This is a genomic window from Sinorhizobium chiapasense (assembly GCF_036488675.1).
In the GTDB taxonomy this organism is placed as follows: Bacteria; Pseudomonadota; Alphaproteobacteria; order Rhizobiales; family Rhizobiaceae; genus Sinorhizobium; species Sinorhizobium chiapasense.
In genome coordinates, this window is record NZ_CP133148.1 from 3,082,625 (window position 1) to 3,100,187 (window position 17,563).

General features: G+C 62.6%; 17 protein-coding genes and 1 tRNA gene. 12 read left to right on the forward strand and 6 right to left on the reverse strand.

All coding sequences use genetic code 11. The features are described 5' to 3' along the window. Positions 1-241 precede the first annotated feature (241 nt). Positions 242-2,953, forward strand: coding sequence for a preprotein translocase subunit SecA (gene secA, locus RB548_RS14890; protein ID WP_331372051.1), 2,712 nt, complete (start codon positions 242-244; stop codon positions 2,951-2,953). Positions 2,954-3,054: 101 nt separating this feature from the next. Here the strand turns inward: secA and RB548_RS14895 are convergent, their stop codons facing one another. Continuing rightward, a complete protein-coding gene (locus RB548_RS14895; RefSeq protein WP_331372052.1) occupies positions 3,055-3,288 on the reverse strand; it encodes a hypothetical protein in 234 nt (77 codons plus the stop codon). A gap of 128 nt (positions 3,289-3,416) precedes the next feature. Here RB548_RS14895 and RB548_RS14900 point away from each other — a divergent pair, with 128 nt between their 5' ends. Both RB548_RS14900 and RB548_RS14905 read left to right on the forward strand, forming a co-directional pair. Then, entirely contained in the window at positions 3,417-4,811 is a 1,395-nt protein-coding gene (locus RB548_RS14900) for an oligosaccharide flippase family protein (protein ID WP_331374978.1), read from the forward strand. Beyond that, entirely contained in the window at positions 4,808-6,082 is a 1,275-nt protein-coding gene (locus tag RB548_RS14905; RefSeq protein WP_331372053.1) for a GNAT family N-acetyltransferase, read from the forward strand. The genes RB548_RS14900 and RB548_RS14905 overlap by 4 nt, the downstream gene beginning before the upstream one ends. 48 nt (positions 6,083-6,130) lie before the next feature. Here the strand turns inward: RB548_RS14905 and RB548_RS14910 are convergent, their stop codons facing one another. Further along, entirely contained in the window at positions 6,131-7,768 is a 1,638-nt protein-coding gene (locus RB548_RS14910) for an AMP-binding protein (RefSeq protein ID WP_331374979.1), read from the reverse strand. Positions 7,769-7,873: 105 nt separating this feature from the next. After that, positions 7,874-7,958, reverse strand: a tRNA-Leu gene (locus RB548_RS14915). A 212-nt stretch (positions 7,959-8,170) separates the two neighbouring features. Here RB548_RS14915 and RB548_RS14920 point away from each other — a divergent pair. After that, positions 8,171-8,680 carry a disulfide bond formation protein B gene (locus tag RB548_RS14920; protein WP_331372054.1) on the forward strand — a complete coding sequence of 170 codons (510 nt, stop codon included), beginning with the start codon at positions 8,171-8,173 and terminating at the stop codon, positions 8,678-8,680. Positions 8,681-8,683: 3 nt separating this feature from the next. Here RB548_RS14920 and RB548_RS14925 read toward each other — a convergent pair whose 3' ends face one another. Both RB548_RS14925 and RB548_RS14930 read right to left on the reverse strand, forming a co-directional pair. Beyond that, positions 8,684-9,241 (reverse strand): HNH endonuclease, encoded by a 558-nt coding sequence (locus RB548_RS14925; RefSeq protein ID WP_331372055.1) that lies wholly within the window; start codon positions 9,239-9,241, stop codon positions 8,684-8,686. A 106-nt stretch (positions 9,242-9,347) separates the two neighbouring features. After that, positions 9,348-9,995, reverse strand: a complete 648-nt coding sequence (locus RB548_RS14930; protein WP_331372056.1) for a DNA-3-methyladenine glycosylase family protein — start codon at positions 9,993-9,995, stop codon at positions 9,348-9,350. Positions 9,996-10,152: 157 nt separating this feature from the next. Between RB548_RS14930 and gluQRS the strand changes: the two genes are divergently transcribed. After that, positions 10,153-11,037 carry a tRNA glutamyl-Q(34) synthetase GluQRS gene (gene gluQRS, locus RB548_RS14935; RefSeq protein ID WP_331372057.1) on the forward strand — a complete coding sequence of 295 codons (885 nt, stop codon included), beginning with the start codon at positions 10,153-10,155 and terminating at the stop codon, positions 11,035-11,037. Here gluQRS and RB548_RS14940 read toward each other — a convergent pair. Next, on the reverse strand, positions 11,032-11,940 hold the full coding sequence (locus RB548_RS14940) for a YihY/virulence factor BrkB family protein (RefSeq protein ID WP_331372058.1): 909 nt from the start codon (positions 11,938-11,940) through the stop codon (positions 11,032-11,034). The two genes, gluQRS and RB548_RS14940, sit on opposite strands and share 6 nt — an antisense overlap. Before the next feature lie 121 nt (positions 11,941-12,061). On the opposite strand from RB548_RS14940, the gene RB548_RS14945 reads away from it, so the two are divergent. From RB548_RS14945 to RB548_RS14975, 7 genes are all read left to right on the forward strand, one after another. Continuing rightward, positions 12,062-12,895: an SDR family oxidoreductase gene (locus RB548_RS14945; RefSeq protein WP_331372059.1), complete on the forward strand. Its 834-nt coding sequence runs from the start codon at positions 12,062-12,064 to the stop codon at positions 12,893-12,895. A gap of 22 nt (positions 12,896-12,917) precedes the next feature. Further along, a complete protein-coding gene (locus RB548_RS14950) occupies positions 12,918-13,121 on the forward strand; it encodes a twin transmembrane helix small protein (protein ID WP_331372060.1) in 204 nt (67 codons plus the stop codon). A gap of 17 nt (positions 13,122-13,138) precedes the next feature. Then, the gene (locus RB548_RS14955) at positions 13,139-13,711 is read left to right on the forward strand and encodes a cob(I)yrinic acid a,c-diamide adenosyltransferase (RefSeq protein WP_331372061.1); all 573 of its coding nucleotides are present in this window, start codon (positions 13,139-13,141) and stop codon (positions 13,709-13,711) included. A 30-nt stretch (positions 13,712-13,741) separates the two neighbouring features. Further along, on the forward strand, positions 13,742-14,533 hold the full coding sequence (locus RB548_RS14960; RefSeq protein ID WP_331372062.1) for a rhomboid family intramembrane serine protease: 792 nt from the start codon (positions 13,742-13,744) through the stop codon (positions 14,531-14,533). A gap of 291 nt (positions 14,534-14,824) precedes the next feature. Then, on the forward strand, positions 14,825-15,574 hold the full coding sequence (locus RB548_RS14965; protein ID WP_331372063.1) for an electron transfer flavoprotein subunit beta/FixA family protein: 750 nt from the start codon (positions 14,825-14,827) through the stop codon (positions 15,572-15,574). Positions 15,575-15,599: 25 nt separating this feature from the next. Next, the gene (locus RB548_RS14970) at positions 15,600-16,529 is read left to right on the forward strand and encodes an electron transfer flavoprotein subunit alpha/FixB family protein (protein WP_331372064.1); all 930 of its coding nucleotides are present in this window, start codon (positions 15,600-15,602) and stop codon (positions 16,527-16,529) included. Between the two features lie 156 nt (positions 16,530-16,685). Next, positions 16,686-17,558, forward strand: a complete 873-nt coding sequence (locus RB548_RS14975; RefSeq protein ID WP_331372065.1) for a 3-hydroxybutyryl-CoA dehydrogenase — start codon at positions 16,686-16,688, stop codon at positions 17,556-17,558. Positions 17,559-17,563 lie beyond the last annotated feature (5 nt).

A 17,563-nucleotide genomic window follows, 5' to 3' on the forward strand; every position in this document is an offset into this window, starting at 1 on the left:
TCACTAACCTCTCACCATTGGCCGCCGGCGCGATTGCCTCTGGCCGTTGCGGCTGCACAACACCAGAATGTGGCCGTTCTGCAGCCATCCGGCAGTGCAAGTGCGTTGACATAATCCGACCCCCCTCTTATCTGTCACGCAACCTCGCGTCCAGAACAGTTTCCGGGCGTTTCATGGCATTATGTGGTTTTTCAAGCCCAACCTGAAACCCTAGGCGACAAATAAAGAAAGGGCCATTCATATGGTCAGTCTCGGCGGCCTTGCCCGCAAGTTGTTTGGTTCCGCCAATGAGCGCCGCGTCCGTAGTTACAATGGCCGGGTGGACGCCATCAACGCTCTCGAAACCGAAATGAAGGCGCTCAGCGACGAAGCGCTGGCGGCAAAGACCACGGAATTTCGCCAGCAATTGGCCGAAGGCAAGACGCTCGACGACCTCCTCGTGCCGGCCTTCGCCGTCGCGCGCGAAGCCGCGCGCCGCGTCCTCGGCCTGCGTCCCTTCGACGTCCAGCTCATCGGCGGCATGATCCTGCACGAGCGCGCCATTTCCGAGATGAAAACCGGCGAAGGCAAGACGCTTGTCGCGACACTGCCCGTTTATCTCAATGCGCTTGCCGGCAAGGGCGTGCATGTGGTCACCGTCAACGACTACCTTGCCCAACGTGACGCCGGCATGATGGGCCGCGTCTACGGCTTCCTCGGCCTGACGACCGGCGTCATCATTCACGGCCTCACCGACGAGCAGCGCCGCGATGCCTATGCCTGCGACGTCACTTACGCGACCAACAACGAACTCGGCTTCGACTATCTGCGCGACAACATGAAGTATGAGCGCTCGCAGATGGTGCAGCGCGGTCACTTCTTCGCGATCGTCGACGAAGTCGACTCCATCCTGGTCGACGAGGCGCGCACGCCGCTGATCATTTCCGGTCCGCTCGACGACCGCTCCGACCTCTACAATACGATCAACGATTTCATTCCGCTGCTTGCGCCGGAAGACTACGAAATCGATGAGAAGCAGCGCTCTGCCAACTTCTCGGAGGAAGGCACCGAGAAGCTCGAAAACATGCTGCGGCAGGCGGGGCTCTTGAAGGGCGAGTCGCTTTACGACATCGAGAACGTCGCGATCGTCCACCACGTCAACAATGCGCTGAAGGCCCACAAGCTCTTCACGCGCGACAAGGACTACATCGTGCGCAACGGCGAGATCGTCATCATCGACGAGTTTACCGGCCGCATGATGCCGGGGCGCCGCTATTCCGAAGGCCAGCACCAGGCCCTGGAGGCCAAGGAAAAGGTGCAGATCCAGCCCGAGAACCAGACGCTCGCCTCGATCACCTTCCAGAACTACTTCCGCATGTACGAGAAGCTTGCCGGCATGACCGGTACGGCAGCGACGGAAGCAGAGGAATTCGGCAACATCTACGGCCTCGAAGTAATCGAAGTTCCGACCAACCTGCCGATCAAGCGCGCCGATGAGGACGACGAGGTCTATCGGACGGCGGGCGAGAAATACAAGGCGATCATAGACGAGATCAAATCTGCCCACGAGCGTGGCCAACCGATGCTGGTCGGCACCACCTCCATCGAGAAGTCCGAGCTTCTCGCCGAGATGCTGAAGAAGAGCGGCTTCTCCAGGTTCCAGGTCTTGAACGCCCGTTACCACGAACAGGAAGCCTATATCGTCGCCCAGGCCGGCGTCCCTGGCGCCGTGACGATCGCCACCAACATGGCCGGCCGCGGCACCGACATCCAGCTCGGCGGCAACCCCGACATGCGCATCCAGCAGGAACTGGCCGAGATGGAGCCGGGTCCGGAGCGCGAGGCACGCGAAAAGGCGATCCGCGAAGAAGTGCAGAAGCTCAAGGAGACGGCACTCGCGGCCGGCGGGCTCTATGTTCTCGCCACAGAACGCCATGAGAGCCGCCGCATCGACAACCAGCTGCGCGGCCGCTCGGGCCGTCAGGGCGATCCCGGGCGTTCGAAGTTCTACCTGTCGCTGCAGGACGACCTGATGCGCATCTTCGGGTCCGACCGCATGGACGGCATGTTGCAGAAGCTGGGCCTGAAGGAAGGCGAAGCAATCGTCCATCCGTGGATCAACAAGGCGCTCGAGCGGGCACAGAAAAAGGTCGAGGCGCGCAACTTCGACATCCGCAAGAATCTGTTGAAATATGACGACGTGCTCAATGATCAGCGCAAGGTCATCTTCGAACAGCGCATCGAGCTGATGGATGCGGAGAGTGTCACCGAGACAGTCACCGACATGCGCAACGAAGTGATCGAGGATGTCGTCAGCAAGCGGATTCCCGAGCGCGCCTATGCCGAACAGTGGGATGTCGAGGGCCTGAAGGGAGACGTCCAGCAGTATCTCAACCTCGACCTGCCGGTCACCGAGTGGGCGGCCGAAGAAGGCATCGCCGAGGACGATATTATCGAACGCGTCACCGTTGCCGCCGACAAGGCTGCGGCCGACCGGGCGGAACGCTTCGGCCCCGACATCATGCAATATGTCGAGCGCTCCGTCGTGCTGCAGACGCTCGACCATCTCTGGCGCGAACACATCGTCAACCTCGACCATCTTCGTTCGGTCATCGGCTTCCGCGGCTACGCCCAACGCGATCCGCTGCAGGAATACAAGTCCGAGGCGTTCGAACTGTTCCAGGGCCTGCTCGGCAATCTCCGCCAGGCCGTAACCGCACAGTTGATGCGCGTCGAACTGGTTCGCGAGGCGCAGGAAGCACCCCAGCCGCTGCCGCCAATGGAAGGCCATCACATCGATCCGCTGACCGGCGAGGACGACTTCGCCCAGTCTGGTGCGCCGCTGCTGGCCGTTGCGCAGGCCAACCGCAATCCGGCGGACCCCTCGACTTGGGGTAAAGTATCGCGCAATGAGCCCTGCCCTTGCGGCTCGGGCAAGAAATACAAGCATTGCCACGGAATCTACGAGGCGTGACCGGATGCCGGTCTACTGCACGTGTCCTTAAGTCGGAGCCGATTTAAGGACACACATGCAGCCATTCGAAGTGCTACAGCGTCGTTTTGGCGTCTGCCGCATCAGCCTTCGCGTTCGTTCGCGAGGGCGATCAGGTTCTCAAGCGCCCGTATTCCCATCCGGTTGATGTGCCGCCGGCCGAGCGCCACATTGATTCTGAGCGCGAGTTCGGCGGCATCCGCACCCTTCAAATCCGCCAGGCGCTCGATGCCGATCTCTTCCAGATAATCGATCATGCGCGGGCCTATCGAAAAGGCCCGCAGCATGAGCTGCCGCTCACCCTCGCTCAACGGCATGCACCACCTCCTTACCGAAACGTCCCGCTGAACCGTTTGTTAACGCTGATCTGGCAGAAGTGAAGCCCTGTATTGCGTAATGTCAGGGTGTCCTCGTGTTCATGGCGGTATGTCAATCGGCCGGACGAATGCTGCCGTCGGCGCTGAGGCACCGCCTGTCTCCGCTGCTGGGCCGGTTTGCATCGGTCGCGTCCGGCGTCGACCCCAAAAGCCGTGCGCAACGCACAGCCCTGATCGCTTTCGCGATCCGCATCTTCAGTGCAGCCATTGCCCTCGTCTCGCAGATCGTTCTCGCTCGTCTGATGGGCGAGTTCGAATACGGCGTCTTCGTCTTCGTCTGGGTCCTCGCCATCCTGTTCGGCAACCTGTCCTGTCTCGGCCTGCACGCGGCCGTGATCCGCTTCGTACCGGAATATCAAACGGCAGGCGCCATGGCCGAAATCCGTGGGCTGACGACGGTGGCGCGTATCTTTGCACTGCTGTCGGCGACGGCACTCGCCATGGTCGGCGCCATCGGTCTCTGGTTCTTTGCGGACATGATCGAGCACTATCATCTCGTCGCCCTTTATCTCGGCCTTGTCGCCCTGCCGATGATTGCGCTCGGCGACGTGATGGACGGCACGGCCCGCGCGCACAGCTGGCCGCTCGCGGCGATGAGCCCCACCTTCATAGTCCGGCCGCTGCTCATCCTAGCCTTCATGGTGCTGGCCACCGCCGCCGGCTTGCCCAATTCGGCGAAGACCGCAATGGTCGCCGCGTTAGCGGCCACCTACGTCACGACGCTCGGGCAATTTCTCGCAATGACGCGGCGGTTACGCAGACGTTACGTTCGCGGGCCGATGAAGATCGACCTCGGACCATGGCTGCGCCTTTCCGTGCCGATATTTCTCGTCGAAGGTTTCAGTTTCCTGCTGACCAATTCCGACGTCGTGATCGTCGGGCTCTACCTGCCGCCAGACGACGTGGCGATCTACTTCGCCGCTGCTAAGACCATGGCTCTCGTCCATTTCGTCATGTTCGCCGTGAAGGCGGCGGCGGGCCCGCGCTTTTCCGAGGCGATGGCTTCCGGCGAAAGCCGCCAACTCGCCGAAATCGCAACCGAAAGCGCACACTGGTCCTTCTGGCCCTCGCTCGCGATGGGCAGCACGGTGCTTGTCGCCGGTCGTTTCCTGCTGTCGCTGTTCGGCCCGGCCTTTACCGCGGGCGCGCCGTTGATGGCGATCCTGTTTGCCGGGATTCTGGCCAAGGCCTTCGTCGGCCCCGTCGAAACTCTGCTGACCATGACCGGCCGGCAGAAGCTCTGTGCGATCCTTTACGCGACCGCGCTCGCCGTCAACATCGCGCTGAACATTGTCCTCATCCCGGCCTTCGGCCTGATCGGCGCAGCGTTCGCTACCGCCGGCGCGATGTTCTTCGAGGCGGCACTTCTGCACCTTGCTGCAAGACGCACTTTCGCCATCCCTCTCCTCGCTTTCGCGGGCGCAGGAAGCGGCAACGACAAGAACGAGGCGATCCGTCCATGATCGGCAATACACCCTTTCCCGGAGACACGAACGGCAGGGCGAGCCGCCTGCTCGGTGGATTGGCCCAGCCCGGCTTCGATGCGTCGCGACCAGAACAGACCGTCAGCGTGGGGCGGCCTGGCCGCTACCTTTCGATCTATTCCGCAAGGGCCGGCTACGAACTGCAGCGAGAGCTCGATTTTCTCTCCAACCGCGCGATAGAACCGAACATATTCTTCACGGGCCGCTTCCTGGCGCCGGCGATGCCGCGACTCGAGGACCGGATCATCCGGCTCGCCGTGATCCGGGACAACAGTGAGCGCCGCAGCCGAATGCGCTTCCTCATGCCGTTTTCGATCGAGAAGCCGGGTTTCGCGATCGGCGCGTCCATCATTCGTGCCTGGTCCAACCCGTTTGGCCCGCTGGGCGTGCCGCTGCTCGATGCAGAAGATGCGGCCGAAACGATCAGTAATCTTTACGAAGCGCTGGCCACGCCCTCGTCCGGCCTGCCGCCGGTGCTCGTGCTCCCGGATGTGAGGCTCAAGGGCCGGTTCGCACAGCTCGCACGCGCCGTGGCGATCAGCGAAAACCTGCCGCTCACCGTGACCGACACCTTTGAACGGCCGATGCTCGAAAGCCTGCTCGACGGCCCGACCTATTTGCGCAAGGCAATCAAGCGCGCGCATTTCAAGGAATTGCGGCGCCAGTGGAAGAACCTCGAAAAGCACGGACGCCTGATCTACAACGTCGCGCGCCAGCCGGAGGAGATCCGGGTGCGCATGGAGGAGTTCCTGGCGCTGGAGGCTTCCGGCTGGAAGGGACGAGAACGCAGTGCCATGGTCACGGATCGCTTCCGTGCCGCCTTTGCCCGCGAGGCGATCACCAATCTCGCCGAAACGGACAGCGTCCGCATCCACACACTCGATCTCGACGGCAAGGCGATCGCCGCCATGGTCGTTCTGCTCATGGCCGGCGAGGCCTATACGTGGAAGACCGCCTATGACGAGCGATATGCGTTATATTCCCCGGGCAAGCTGCTGCTCGCCGAACTGACGGAATGGCACCTCGACGACGCCAACATCGCCCGCTCCGATTCCTGCGCGGTGCCCGACCATCCGATGATAGGCCGCTTCTGGCAGGAGCGCGAGGAGATGGGAACGCTCGTCATCGGCTTGCAGTCAATCCGTGACCGCGACGTCCGCCAGGTTGCAGCCCAGCTCCACCTCTATCGCAATACCCGAAACATGGCGCGGCTGCTGCGCGAGAAGATACGGGCGCTTGCCGGCCGCTAGAGCGTCCTTTGTGCGTCCTGAAGGACGCACGGCGCTGTAATGCCGCCGCTACCTGCGAAGCGCTTCGGCAGCCGCCCGGTCGCGCAAGAGACGGCGGATCACCTTTCCCGAGGTCGTCAGCGGCAGGCTGTCGACGAACTCGATCTCGCGCGGGTATTCGTGCATGGAGAGCCTGGTTTTCACCCAATCGCGAATCCCCGCCGCGGCCTCCTCATCGGCGGAGACGCCCGGCTTCAGCACCACATAGGCCTTGACGATCTCCGTGCGGACCGGATCGGGCTTGCCGACGACCGCCGCCAGTTGAACGTCGGGATGGCCCGCCAGACAATCCTCGATCTCGCCCGGACCGATGCGGTAACCGGACGAGGTGATGACGTCGTCATCACGGCCGAAGAAGGTGAAGTAACCGTCCGCGTCCATCACGCCCTGGTCCCCGGTCGTCATCCAGTCACCGATGAACTTCGTTTCCGTCGCCCGCTCGTTGCGCCAATAGCCGAGGAACATCACCGGATCCGGGCGCTGCACAGCCACCTGCCCGACCGTGCCCGGCGGCAGGATCGTCCCTTCGCCGTCAATGATCGCCACCCTGTGACCGGGTGCCGCCTTACCCATGGAGCCCGGCTTCAAGACACCGAGATCCGCGGCCGAGGAGACGACGATATTGCACTCCGTCTGGCCGTAGAACTCGCTGACTTCGATCCCGAGCGCTGCCTTTGCCCATTCGAAGGTCTCCCGCCCGAGCGCCTCGCCTGCGGAGCCGATCGTCCGCAGCTTGAGAGCATAATGGTCACGCGGCCGGTCGACGCCCTTCAGGAGCCGAAGCGCCGTCGGCGGAATGAAAGCGTTGCGCACCTCCATCTCTTCCAGGATCCGGAAGGCCATATGCGGATCGAATTTCTGCGCCGGTGAGGAAACAACCGGTACGCCGAGCAGCAGCGACGGCAGCAGCGCGTTCAGAAGCCCGCCAGCCCAGGCCCAGTCGGCCGGAGTCCACATCCGGTCGCCCGGCTGCGGCAGGAAGTGATGATGGAACTGGAAGCCCGGCAGGTGACCGAGCAGGACGCGATGGCCGTGCAGTGCCCCCTTCGGCGGGCCCGTTGTGCCGGAGGTGTAGATCATCAGCGCCGGATCGTCCGGCGTCGTATCGGCGGCCGCAAAACGCTTCCCGCTGTTTGCGAGCCGGTCGAAACGAACCGTGCCTGATTCATCCTCTTCATCCGCCAACACGATGAGACCGAGTTCCGGGAGTTTGTCCCGGATCGCCGCAAGCCGCTGGTAGCCAAACCGGTTGGTGACGATCGCAGTCGCTCCCGCATCCAGTAGCCGGTATTCGAGTGCGTCGACACCGAACAGCAAAGCGAGCGGCAAGGCGATCGCGCCGAGCTTGTAGGTCGCAGCATGCGCGATCGCGGCCTCGAACCCCTGTGGCAGGAAGATGGCGACACGATCACCGCGCTTGACGCCATAGTCTGCCAATCCCGCCGCAAAAGCGGACGAGCGCGCCGCAAACGCACCATAGGTCAGAGACAGATGCCCACCGTCAGGCCTGAAATGCTGAAGGCAGACACGCTCCGGCTCCCGCTCGGCCCAGGCATCGCTGACGGCGACGCCGATGTTGAACTTCTCCGGAATCCACCAACGGAAATCGCGGTAGAGTTCATCGTAGTTTTCGATCTTCGGGAGCATAGGCGACCGCAACAGAGTTTTCCGCCATGCAGCTAGCATTTTCGCACCCGCCTGTTCAATGGAGGTGCGGCTACGGAACCTCTCCGATCGTCTGGGGGGGTGTGGTGGTGCCCCATGCCGGGGTCGAACCAGCACTCCTTTCGGAACTCGATTTTGAGTCGAGCGCGTCTACCAATTCCGCCAATGGGGCTCAGGCTGTGATGTCAGCGGTTTGCGATTTACACGATCGATTTCGCGCCGGTCAACCGCGAAAATGCATTTCGCCATCCGGCGATCACAAAAGCGTGCAACCGGTGTGTCGTGCGGGCAATTTACAGCGCCGCTGATCCTTCCTAAGAAGGCGTCGGTAATTGCCGGCCGGCCGCCAAGCCGTCCACCCTGTCGCTCGACCGCGAGGTATCCATGACCGCAGCTTCCGTCGCCCAACGCCAGCATCTGGTTGGCGCCGTTCTCGTCACGCTCGGCATGGCGGCAACTGTCGGCGGCGCGCTCGGCTTCGAGCATATCGGCGGCTACATCCCCTGTGCGCTCTGCCTGCTGCAGCGCAATCCCTATTACTACGGCATTCCGCTCGGCCTTCTGGCCATCATGTCGAGCGCTCTCAAGTTGCCGGTCTGGATCACGCGAACGCTGCTTCTGCTCGTCGGCATCGTGATGCTCGTCGGCGCGGGCATGGGCGTCTATCACTCGGGCGTCGAATGGCATTTCTGGGAGGGACCGTCGACCTGCGCGACAGCCGCCCAAGGCGTCTCGTCCGATGTCGGGGACCTGCTCGGCGATCTCGATGCGAAGCATGCCCCCTCCTGCACGGATGCGGCACTCCGCGTGCTCGGACTCTCCTTTGCAGGCTGGAACGTGATCGCAAGCCTTATGCTGGCTGCGATCGCATTGCGCGGCGCCGCCAAGGCTTGACCATCACGGCTGCAGTTCGACATCCCAGTAGAGATAGTCCATCCAGCTTTCGTGCAGATGGTTCGGCGGGAAGAGCCGGCCGTTGTTGTGCAGGTCCTGCACTGTCGGCTGGTACGGCCTCTGATGCGGGAACATGTTGGCCTGCCGCGGCAGCTTGCTGCCCTTGCGCAGGTTGCAGGGCGAACAGGCGGCCACGACATTTTCCCAGGTCGTCAGGCCGCCGTGGGCGCGCGGCACCACATGGTCGAAGGTCAAATCGTCAGGCGATCCGCAATACTGGCACTCGAACTTGTCACGGAGGAAGACGTTGAACCGGGTGAACGCCGGATGGCGCGACGGCTGCACGTAACTCTTGAGACAAACGACGCTCGGCAGCCGCATCGAAAAGCTGGGCGAAGAGACGGAATGTTCGTATTCGGCGAGGATCGTGACGCGGTCAAGGAAGACGGCCTTGATCGCGTCCTGCCAGGACCAGAGCGACAAGGGGTAATAACTCAGCGGCCGGTAGTCGGCGTTCAAAACGAGCGCCGGCAGGGCTTGCGGTGAGACTGCAATCGTCAAGCGTATTCTCCTGATCGATTCGGCATCTGCACCTTCTATATTAGTCGTGTTGCGACAGGATTGTGAAGCCACAAAGAAAAACGGCGCGAAGGATTCGCTTTTTTCTTCAAGGCGTCACCGGCAGCGCATCACGCCGCATTTCCTGTGCATAATAGGCCCAGAACAGCCGCGCGGCGACGCTGCGCCACGGTGACCAGGAGGTCGCAAGCGAATCAATCTCGCTCGCCGTCGGGCGCAGGTCGAACTCCAGCGCATGGCCGATGGCGTTCTGCAGCGCAACGTCGCCGGACGGAAAGACGTCCGGATGGCCGGCGCAGAAAAGCAGGTAGACCTCCGCCGTCCAGCGACCGACCCCCTTGATTGCCGTCAATTCGTGGATCGCCACGGCGGCCTCGGCGTTGCAGATGGCGTCAAGGTCGATCTCCCCGGCAACCGCAGCGGCCGCGACGCGCCGCAACGTGTCGGCCTTGGCGCGGGAGAGGCCGAATTGCCGGCAATCTTCGTCGCCGAGAGAAAGGACTGCGCCCGGACTGATCTCGCCGAGAGCGGCCTCCATGCGCCGCCAGATCGCGGCAGCGCTCGCCTTCGAGACCATTTGCGACACGATGATGTTCGCGATACCGCGATAGCCCGGATCCGTTCGCCTGAGTGGCACTGGACCCGCCTTGGCGACCACGTGCTCGAGACGGGCGTCGAGCATTATCAGACCGGCAAGCCCAGCCTCGATATCCTCGTGTGTCCGGATGATCCGCATGCGCCCTCCACTGCATGTTTCCCTAAATCGTAAGCGATTTAACGACAAAAACATGCAGCAATTCAAAGTGCTACAGCGTCCTTTCCGCGTCTGACAAAACGCACGGCGCTGTAGAAAGCGGATGACCTTTATACCGCTTCCATGCCAAAGGGAAACGATGACCATTTCGCCAGAGCAACCCGTTTTTCGTTTCGCGCCGAGCCCGAACGGCCTGCTGCACCTCGGTCATGCTCTGTCCGCCATCCTCAATCATGACATGGCGGCCTCCGCCAATGGACGCTTTCTGCTGCGGATCGAGGATATCGACCGTACACGTTGCCGCCCGGAGCTGGAACAGGCGATTTTCGACGATCTCGGCTGGCTGGGTCTCAGTTGGCAGCACCCGGTACGCCGACAATCCGAGCACCTCGACCTTTATACCGAGATACTTCGGCGCCTGCGGGCAATGGGTGTCGTCTATCCATCCATCATGACCCGCGGAGAGATCAGAGCAGCGGTCGCCGCCGCGGAAGCCGAGGGGTCGGCCTGGCCGCGCGATCCGGACGGAACGCCACTTTATCCGGGCCGCGAGCGCGACCTATCGCTCGGCGAGCAAGCCGCACTTATCGCCGGCGATCGGCCCTTTGCCTGGCGTCTCGACGTCGCGAAGGCGATCGATCTCGTGCCCAGGCCTTTGACGTGGCAGGAAGCCGGCGCAGGCCCCGCCGGGGAAACGGGCCAGATCCCGGCAGATCCCGCAAGCTGGGGCGATGTGATCCTGTCGCGTTCCGACGCGCCATCGAGCTACCATCTCTCCGTCGTCGTCGACGACGCGCTCCAGGGCGTCACCCATGTCGTGCGCGGGCGGGATCTCTACCATGCGACTTCGGTCCATCGCCTGCTCCAGCGGCTTCTCGATCTGCCGGAACCGGTCTACCACCATCACCGCCTTATCCTCGGGCCGGACGGCAGGAAGCTGTCGAAGAGCAGCAAGGACACCGGAATCGCGGCTTTCCGCGCTGCCGGAAAGACGCCAGCGGACATTCGCGAGATGGTGCTATGAACCGTTCTCGCCGGAGACGGGGCGATCGTCGCTCTCGCGCTGGCCCGAGAAACTGCGGATGACGAGGCGCTTGACGCGGAATTTCATGATGGCGGCATTGATCTCGGCGCCGATGATGAAGATCGCGCCGATCATGTACAGAAACACCAGGACGATCACGACCGAGGCGAGACCGGCATAGGTGGTCACATAGCTGGAGAAAGCCGTGAGATAATAGGCAAAGACATAGGCTCCGAGCGACCAGAACACCAGAGTGAGAACGATCCCGGGAAGGACATCGGCAATCTTACGGTGACCGTCCGGAAGCCAGAGATGCGAAACCAGCAGCCCGCCGGTGAGCATCACCAGGGCCAGCGTCAGGCCCCAATCGTCGACCGTTGCGAAGACGGAATCGAGCCAAGGCAGCCATTGGTCGGCATTGCGCACCGCAAGCGGCACCGCAACGAGCAGAATGCTGATGACCGCAAGGATCAACACGCCGGCGATCACGAAGCCGAGGCTCGCGAGCCGCGTCACGTACCACGAGCGGCTCTCCGCGACCCGATAGGCGCGGTTGAGCGCGATCCTGAGCGCCTCTACGCCGTTGGAGGCAAAATAGGCGGCCGCGAGCACGGAAACAGTGAGCACGCCGCCGCGCGGAATTGTCAGAACCCGCACAACCTCATCGGCCACTGGTTGGGCGATCGATTCCGGCCAGGCATCGAAAATCAGATGGACGGCCGTCTCCGCAAACTGGTCGGCGCCGAGGAAGCTGCCGAGTGCCGTGCCGAAGATCAGGAACGGAAAGACGGCCATCAGCGAGGACAGCGCAACGTGGCTAGCCATCGCCCAGCCGTCGTCCTCGCTGAAATGCCAGAGCGCATCGAACAGGACCTTCCAGATGATGCGAACGACGGCCGGCATGCCTTCTCCGAGCTTGCGGTATCCACGGGGCCGGCGGGCGCCCGTGTAACACACGCAATTCAATTGTATCCCACCGATGAATATGGGAAACGGGGGATGGATTTCTACAGGAATCGACCGGATGCCCGATCGCCCCACCATCATTGTCACAGGCTGTTCTTCCGGCATCGGCGCCTATTGTGCCCGCGCGTTGAAGGCGGACGGCTGGCGCGTCTTCGCGACCGTTCGCCGGCCCGAAGATCAGACGGACCTGGAGGCCGAAGGCATCGAGACCTTCATCATGGACTACACCAGGCCGGAAACGATCGTCGCACTGGCGGAGGCGGTGATGGCCCGTTCGGGCGGGCGCATCGACGCCCTCTTCAACAATGGTGCCTATGGCCAGGCGGGTGCCGTCGAGGACCTGCCGGCCGAGGCGCTCAGGCTGCAGCTCGAAACCAATGTCGTCGGCTGGCACGAGCTGACGCGCCGCGTGATACCGGCAATGCGCGCCCGCGGCCACGGCCGCATCGTCCAATGCTCGTCGATCCTCGGCATTGTCCCCTACCGCTGGCGCGGTGCGTACAATGCCTCGAAATTCGCGATCGAGGGACTGTCGCTGACCTTGAGAATGGAGCTTGCCGGCAGCGGCGTCGAGGTCAGCCTGATCGAGCCCGGGCCGATCGCGTCGAAGTTCACGGCCAATGCCATCCCCTATATCGAGCGCTTCATCGATCTTAAGAATTCCGTCCACCGCACGGAGTATGAGCGGCAGATGCGACGCCTGCGCGGCGAAAGCAAACCGGCAGCGGGCAAGCTCGGGCCGGACGCCGTTTATGCTGTTTTGAAACACGCACTGACGTCACGCAGGCCGCGACCGCACTATATAGTAACAAGACCTGCCAAGCAGGGTGCGCTGCTGAAGAAGCTCCTGCCGGCGGCCCTATTTTATCGCATTATCGGCCGCCTCGGCTGACCGAAACGGGAGGATATGCATCATGTCCACTTTCTTCACCGGCCTGACCCTGCTCGTCATGGGCCTCGTCGTCATCGTCCTGATCCGCGGCCTCCTCAACATGGCCACAGGCGGCAGCGGCAATACCTCGAACAAGCTGATGCAGGCGCGCATCGTTCTCCAGGCGATCGCTATACTGCTGATCATGCTGACGCTGTGGATTACCGGCGGCGGACGGCCGGGCTGAGAACAGGCGACTAAACCATGGTAAGGCTCAACAAGATCTACACGAGAACAGGCGACGACGGCACGACCGGACTTGTTTCCGGCCCACGCCGCGCGAAATGCGACCTGCGCGTCGAAGCCTACGGCACGGTCGACGAGACGAACGCTTTGGTCGGCCTTGCACGCCTGCATACCGGCGGCATGCCCGATCTCGACGCGATGCTGATGCGCATCCAGAACGACCTCTTCGACCTCGGAGCGGACCTTGCAACACCCGATACCGGCGAGAAGCTGGACTATGAACCGCTGAGGATTGCCGCCGCCCAGGTCGCAAGGCTCGAGGGCGAGATCGACCGCCTCAATGCCGATCTCGAACCCCTGCGGTCCTTCGTTCTTCCGGCAGGCAGTCCGGCTTCCGCGGCCCTGCACGTTGCCCGCACCGTCGCACGACGCGCCGAACGCCAGATCGTGGCCCTTGCTGCCGGCGAGATCGTCAGCCGCGACGCGATCGCCTATATCAATCGGGTCTCGGACTTCCTTTTCGTGGCCGCTCGCTGGGCAAATGACAAGGGACGTTCCGATGTGCTTTGGGTTCCGGGCAAGAACAGATAACGTTCGTCAGGAATCGCGCTCGGGGGCCGCATGTTCATACCGCTTCACGACAGCAACACGCTTAAGCACATCAGCATGCAGTATGTGACGATCGCACTGATCGCCACGAACATCGCGGTCTGGCTGATTACCGGCCCGATCGCCACGGAAGCATTCGCGAACGCGGCCGTCCTCGGGCTCGGCTACATCCCGGCTGTGATCTTCGACTACGCCGATCTCGATCCGTCGCTCGTCATCGTTCCCGACCAATTCACGTTCGTCACCTATTCGTTCCTGCACGGCGACTTCACGCATCTGGCGATGAACATGCTGTTTCTCTGGGTTTTCGGCGACAATGTCGAGGACGCGCTCGGGCATTTTCGCTTCCTCGTCTTCTACCTGCTGTGCGCCGCCGCGGGCGCGCTTGCGCACGGACTGCTCGATCCTCACTCGGAAGCGCCGCTGATCGGCGCCTCGGGCGCCATCTCGGGCGTTGTCGCCGCCTATTTCCTGCTGCATCCGAAGGTGCGGGTGTGGGTTCTCGTGCTCTTCCGCATTCCGTTGCCGCTGCCTGCAGCGATCCCGCTGGCTTTCTGGATCGGCCAGCAATTCTTCATGCTGGTGGTCGACTCCGGCAGCGGCGTCTCCTGGAGTGCTCATGTCGGCGGCATTGTTGCGGGGCTTCTGCTGGTGGTCGTTTTGCGACGCCGCGGCGTTCCGCTTTTCGATCGCACGATCGTCACTCCGCGTGCCGTCGAGCATCGTGCGGAGCGACCCGAAGCGGTCGACGCAAGCACGGCAAGCGCCCAAAAACCGCCTACTCCATGGGGGCGCCCGACCTGAGGGGTGATGCTGGCGCGCAATGTCCGCGCCAATATGGATCGCAATTTCAATATGTTGTTCGTTTCGTAGGCGGGAAAGTCCGAGTCATTCGACGTTCCCCGCTTCGACCCTTGCTAGGCGCCTACCTGACGTGTACGTAAACGTCACTCGGAATCTCGAGGTTATATCGATTTAGCATCGCGGGCGGCGATTGTAATTGGAGAAAAAACGCGTATCGATGTCGCCAACCGACAATCAGGCAGCTCTGTTAAGGGGCATTTTCCTGCGAAAGCTCTTGGAGGGAATGAATCCATGAAAATCCTAGTCACGGTGAAGCGTGTGGTCGACTACAACGTCAAGATCCGGGTGAAGGCGGACGGGTCGGGCGTCGAGCTGGCCAATGTCAAGATGTCGATGAACCCGTTCGACGAGATCTCGGTCGAAGAGGCGCTGCGCTTGAAGGAAGCCGGCAAGGCGAGCGAAGTGGTGGTCGTCTCGGTCGGCCCGGCCAAGGCCGAGGAGACGCTGCGGACCGCGCTCGCCATGGGCGCCGATCGGGCGATCCTGGTCGAGACCGAGGACCAGGTCGAGCCGCTCACTGTGGCCAAGATCGTCAAGGGTGTGGCGCAAGCGGAACAGCCGGGGCTGATCATCGTCGGCAAGCAGGCGATCGACGACGATTCGAACCAGACCGGCCAGATGCTGTCGGCGCTCTTGGGCTGGGCCCAGGGCACGTTTGCCTCCAAGGTCGAGATCGGCGACGGCAAGGTCGACGTCACCCGCGAGGTCGACGGCGGCCTGCAGACGGTGGAACTGAAGCTGCCGGCGGTGGTGACTACCGACCTCAGGCTGAACGAGCCGCGTTATGCCTCGCTGCCGAACATCATGAAGGCGAAGAAGAAGCCGCTCGACAAGAAGAGCCCGGCCGATTTCGGCGTCGACACGGCGCCGCGGCTGAAGGTGCTGAAGACGGAAGAGCCGTCCGGCCGCAAGGCCGGCATCAAGGTCAAGTCGGTCGCCGAGCTCGTCGAGAAGCTCAAGGGCGAAGCCGGCGTATTGTAAGGTTCAGGAAAGGGAGAACACCACCATGGCCATTCTGCTTCTGGCTGACCACGACACCACCCACCTTTCCGATCAGACCGCGAAGGCGCTGACGGCGGCCACCAAGATCGGCGGCGATGTGCATGTGCTGGTCGCCGGTTCGAACGTCAAAGGTATTGCCGAACAGGCTGCCAAGCTCACCGGCGTATCCAAGGTGCTCGTCGCCGACGACGCGAGCCTCGCCAACAACCTCGCCGAGCCGCTGGCCGCCACGATCGTCGCGCTCGCCGGCTCCTACGACACGCTCATTGCCGCCGCCACCTCGGTCGGCAAGAACGTCATGCCGCGCGTTGCGGCGCTGCTCGACGTCGCACAGGTGTCGGAGATCATCGAGGTGGTTTCGTCTGATACCTTCAAGCGGCCGATCTATGCCGGCAACGCCATCCAGACGGTGCAGACGAGCGAGCCGAAGAAGGTGATCACCGTCAGGACCGCCTCCTTCGCGTCGGCGCCGGACGGCGGCGCGGCATCGGTCGAGACGGTTGCGGCCGCCGCCAATCCGGGCGTTTCGAGCTTCGTTGCCGATGCGCTGTCGTCGTCCGACCGGCCGGAGTTGACCTCGGCGAAGATCATCATCTCCGGTGGCCGCGCGCTCGGCTCGTCGGAGAAGTTCAAGGAAGTGATCCTGCCGGTCGCCGACAAGCTCGGCGCCGCCGTCGGCGCCAGCCGCGCCGCCGTCGATGCCGGTTATGCGCCGAACGACTGGCAGGTCGGCCAGACCGGCAAGGTGGTCGCGCCCGACCTCTACATCGCCTGCGGCATCTCCGGGGCGATCCAGCACCTCGCCGGCATGAAGGATTCCAAGGTGATCGTCGCGATCAACAAGGACGAGGAGGCGCCGATCTTCCAGGTCGCCGACTACGGCCTCGTCGCCGACCTCTTCGACGTCCTGCCGGAACTCGAAAAGGCGCTGTAACCACACGTAAAACGCGTTTACGTCCGGCATGAAAAGGGCTGGAAAAAGCGCGGGCTTGGCATTAACAATCGTACCGGGCCGGCCCAAGCGGCCCGGTATTTTTGTATCTGCGGCTGCAAAGCTGCCGAAATCTCTTGAAGATGGGTGTTCGCTTCGATGATCAAGACGGTCGGAATTATTGGCGCTGGTCAGATGGGCTGCGGCATTGCCCACGTTTCGGCAGCCGCCGGATACAAGGTGCAGCTCTACGATCTTGCTGCGGACCGCATCGAGGCCGGGCTTGCGACCATCAACGGCAATCTCGCCCGTCAGGTTTCCTCCGGCAAGATGACCGACGAGGACCGCAAGAAGGCGCTTTCCCTGATCAAGGGGTCCGCTGACATCAACGACCTCTCTCAGGCCGACCTCGTCATCGAGGCGGTGACGGAAGACGAAACCGTAAAGCGCAAGATTTACGGTCAGGTTTGTCCGATCATGAAGCCGGAAGCGATTCTCGCAACCAACACTTCGTCGCTGTCGATCACGCGGCTCGCGTCCGCGACCGACCGGCCGGAGCACTTCATGGGCATCCACTTCATGAACCCGGTTCCGGTGATGAAGTTGGTGGAACTGGTGCGCGGCATTGCGACCGATGAAGGGACCTTCAAGACGGCGAAGGAGTTCGTCGCTCATCTCGACAAGACCGTCACCGTCGCCGAAGACTTCCCAGCCTTCATCGTCAACCGCATCCTGTTGCCGATGATCAACGAGGCGATCTACACCCTCTATGAGGGCGTTGGCACCGTGGATGCCATCGACACGGCGATGAAGCTCGGCGCCAACCATCCGATGGGGCCGTTGCAGCTGGCCGACTTCATCGGCCTCGACACCTGCCTTTCGATCATGCAGGTGCTGCATGACGGCCTGGCCGACTCGAAGTACCGCCCCTGTCCGCTGCTGGTCAAGTATGTCGAGGCCGGCTGGCTCGGCCGCAAGTCCGGCCGCGGCTTCTACGATTATCGCGGTGACGTTCCCGTTCCGACGCGCTGACGACG

Coding starts and splice junctions, on each gene's coding strand:
- secA (WP_331372051.1), top strand. CDS start 242: ATGGTCAGTCTCGGCGGCCTTGCCCGCAAGTTGTTTGGTTCCGCCAAT.
- RB548_RS14895 (WP_331372052.1), bottom strand. CDS start 3,288: ATGCCGTTGAGCGAGGGTGAGCGGCAGCTCATGCTGCGGGCCTTTTCG.
- RB548_RS14900 (WP_331374978.1), top strand. CDS start 3,417: ATGCTGCCGTCGGCGCTGAGGCACCGCCTGTCTCCGCTGCTGGGCCGG.
- RB548_RS14905 (WP_331372053.1), top strand. CDS start 4,808: ATGATCGGCAATACACCCTTTCCCGGAGACACGAACGGCAGGGCGAGC.
- RB548_RS14910 (WP_331374979.1), bottom strand. CDS start 7,768: ATGCTCCCGAAGATCGAAAACTACGATGAACTCTACCGCGATTTCCGT.
- RB548_RS14920 (WP_331372054.1), top strand. CDS start 8,171: ATGACCGCAGCTTCCGTCGCCCAACGCCAGCATCTGGTTGGCGCCGTT.
- RB548_RS14930 (WP_331372056.1), bottom strand. CDS start 9,995: ATGCGGATCATCCGGACACACGAGGATATCGAGGCTGGGCTTGCCGGT.
- gluQRS (WP_331372057.1), top strand. CDS start 10,153: ATGACCATTTCGCCAGAGCAACCCGTTTTTCGTTTCGCGCCGAGCCCG.
- RB548_RS14940 (WP_331372058.1), bottom strand. CDS start 11,940: ATGCCGGCCGTCGTTCGCATCATCTGGAAGGTCCTGTTCGATGCGCTC.
- RB548_RS14945 (WP_331372059.1), top strand. CDS start 12,062: ATGCCCGATCGCCCCACCATCATTGTCACAGGCTGTTCTTCCGGCATC.
- RB548_RS14950 (WP_331372060.1), top strand. CDS start 12,918: ATGTCCACTTTCTTCACCGGCCTGACCCTGCTCGTCATGGGCCTCGTC.
- RB548_RS14955 (WP_331372061.1), top strand. CDS start 13,139: ATGGTAAGGCTCAACAAGATCTACACGAGAACAGGCGACGACGGCACG.
- RB548_RS14960 (WP_331372062.1), top strand. CDS start 13,742: ATGTTCATACCGCTTCACGACAGCAACACGCTTAAGCACATCAGCATG.
- RB548_RS14965 (WP_331372063.1), top strand. CDS start 14,825: ATGAAAATCCTAGTCACGGTGAAGCGTGTGGTCGACTACAACGTCAAG.
- RB548_RS14970 (WP_331372064.1), top strand. CDS start 15,600: ATGGCCATTCTGCTTCTGGCTGACCACGACACCACCCACCTTTCCGAT.
- RB548_RS14975 (WP_331372065.1), top strand. CDS start 16,686: ATGATCAAGACGGTCGGAATTATTGGCGCTGGTCAGATGGGCTGCGGC.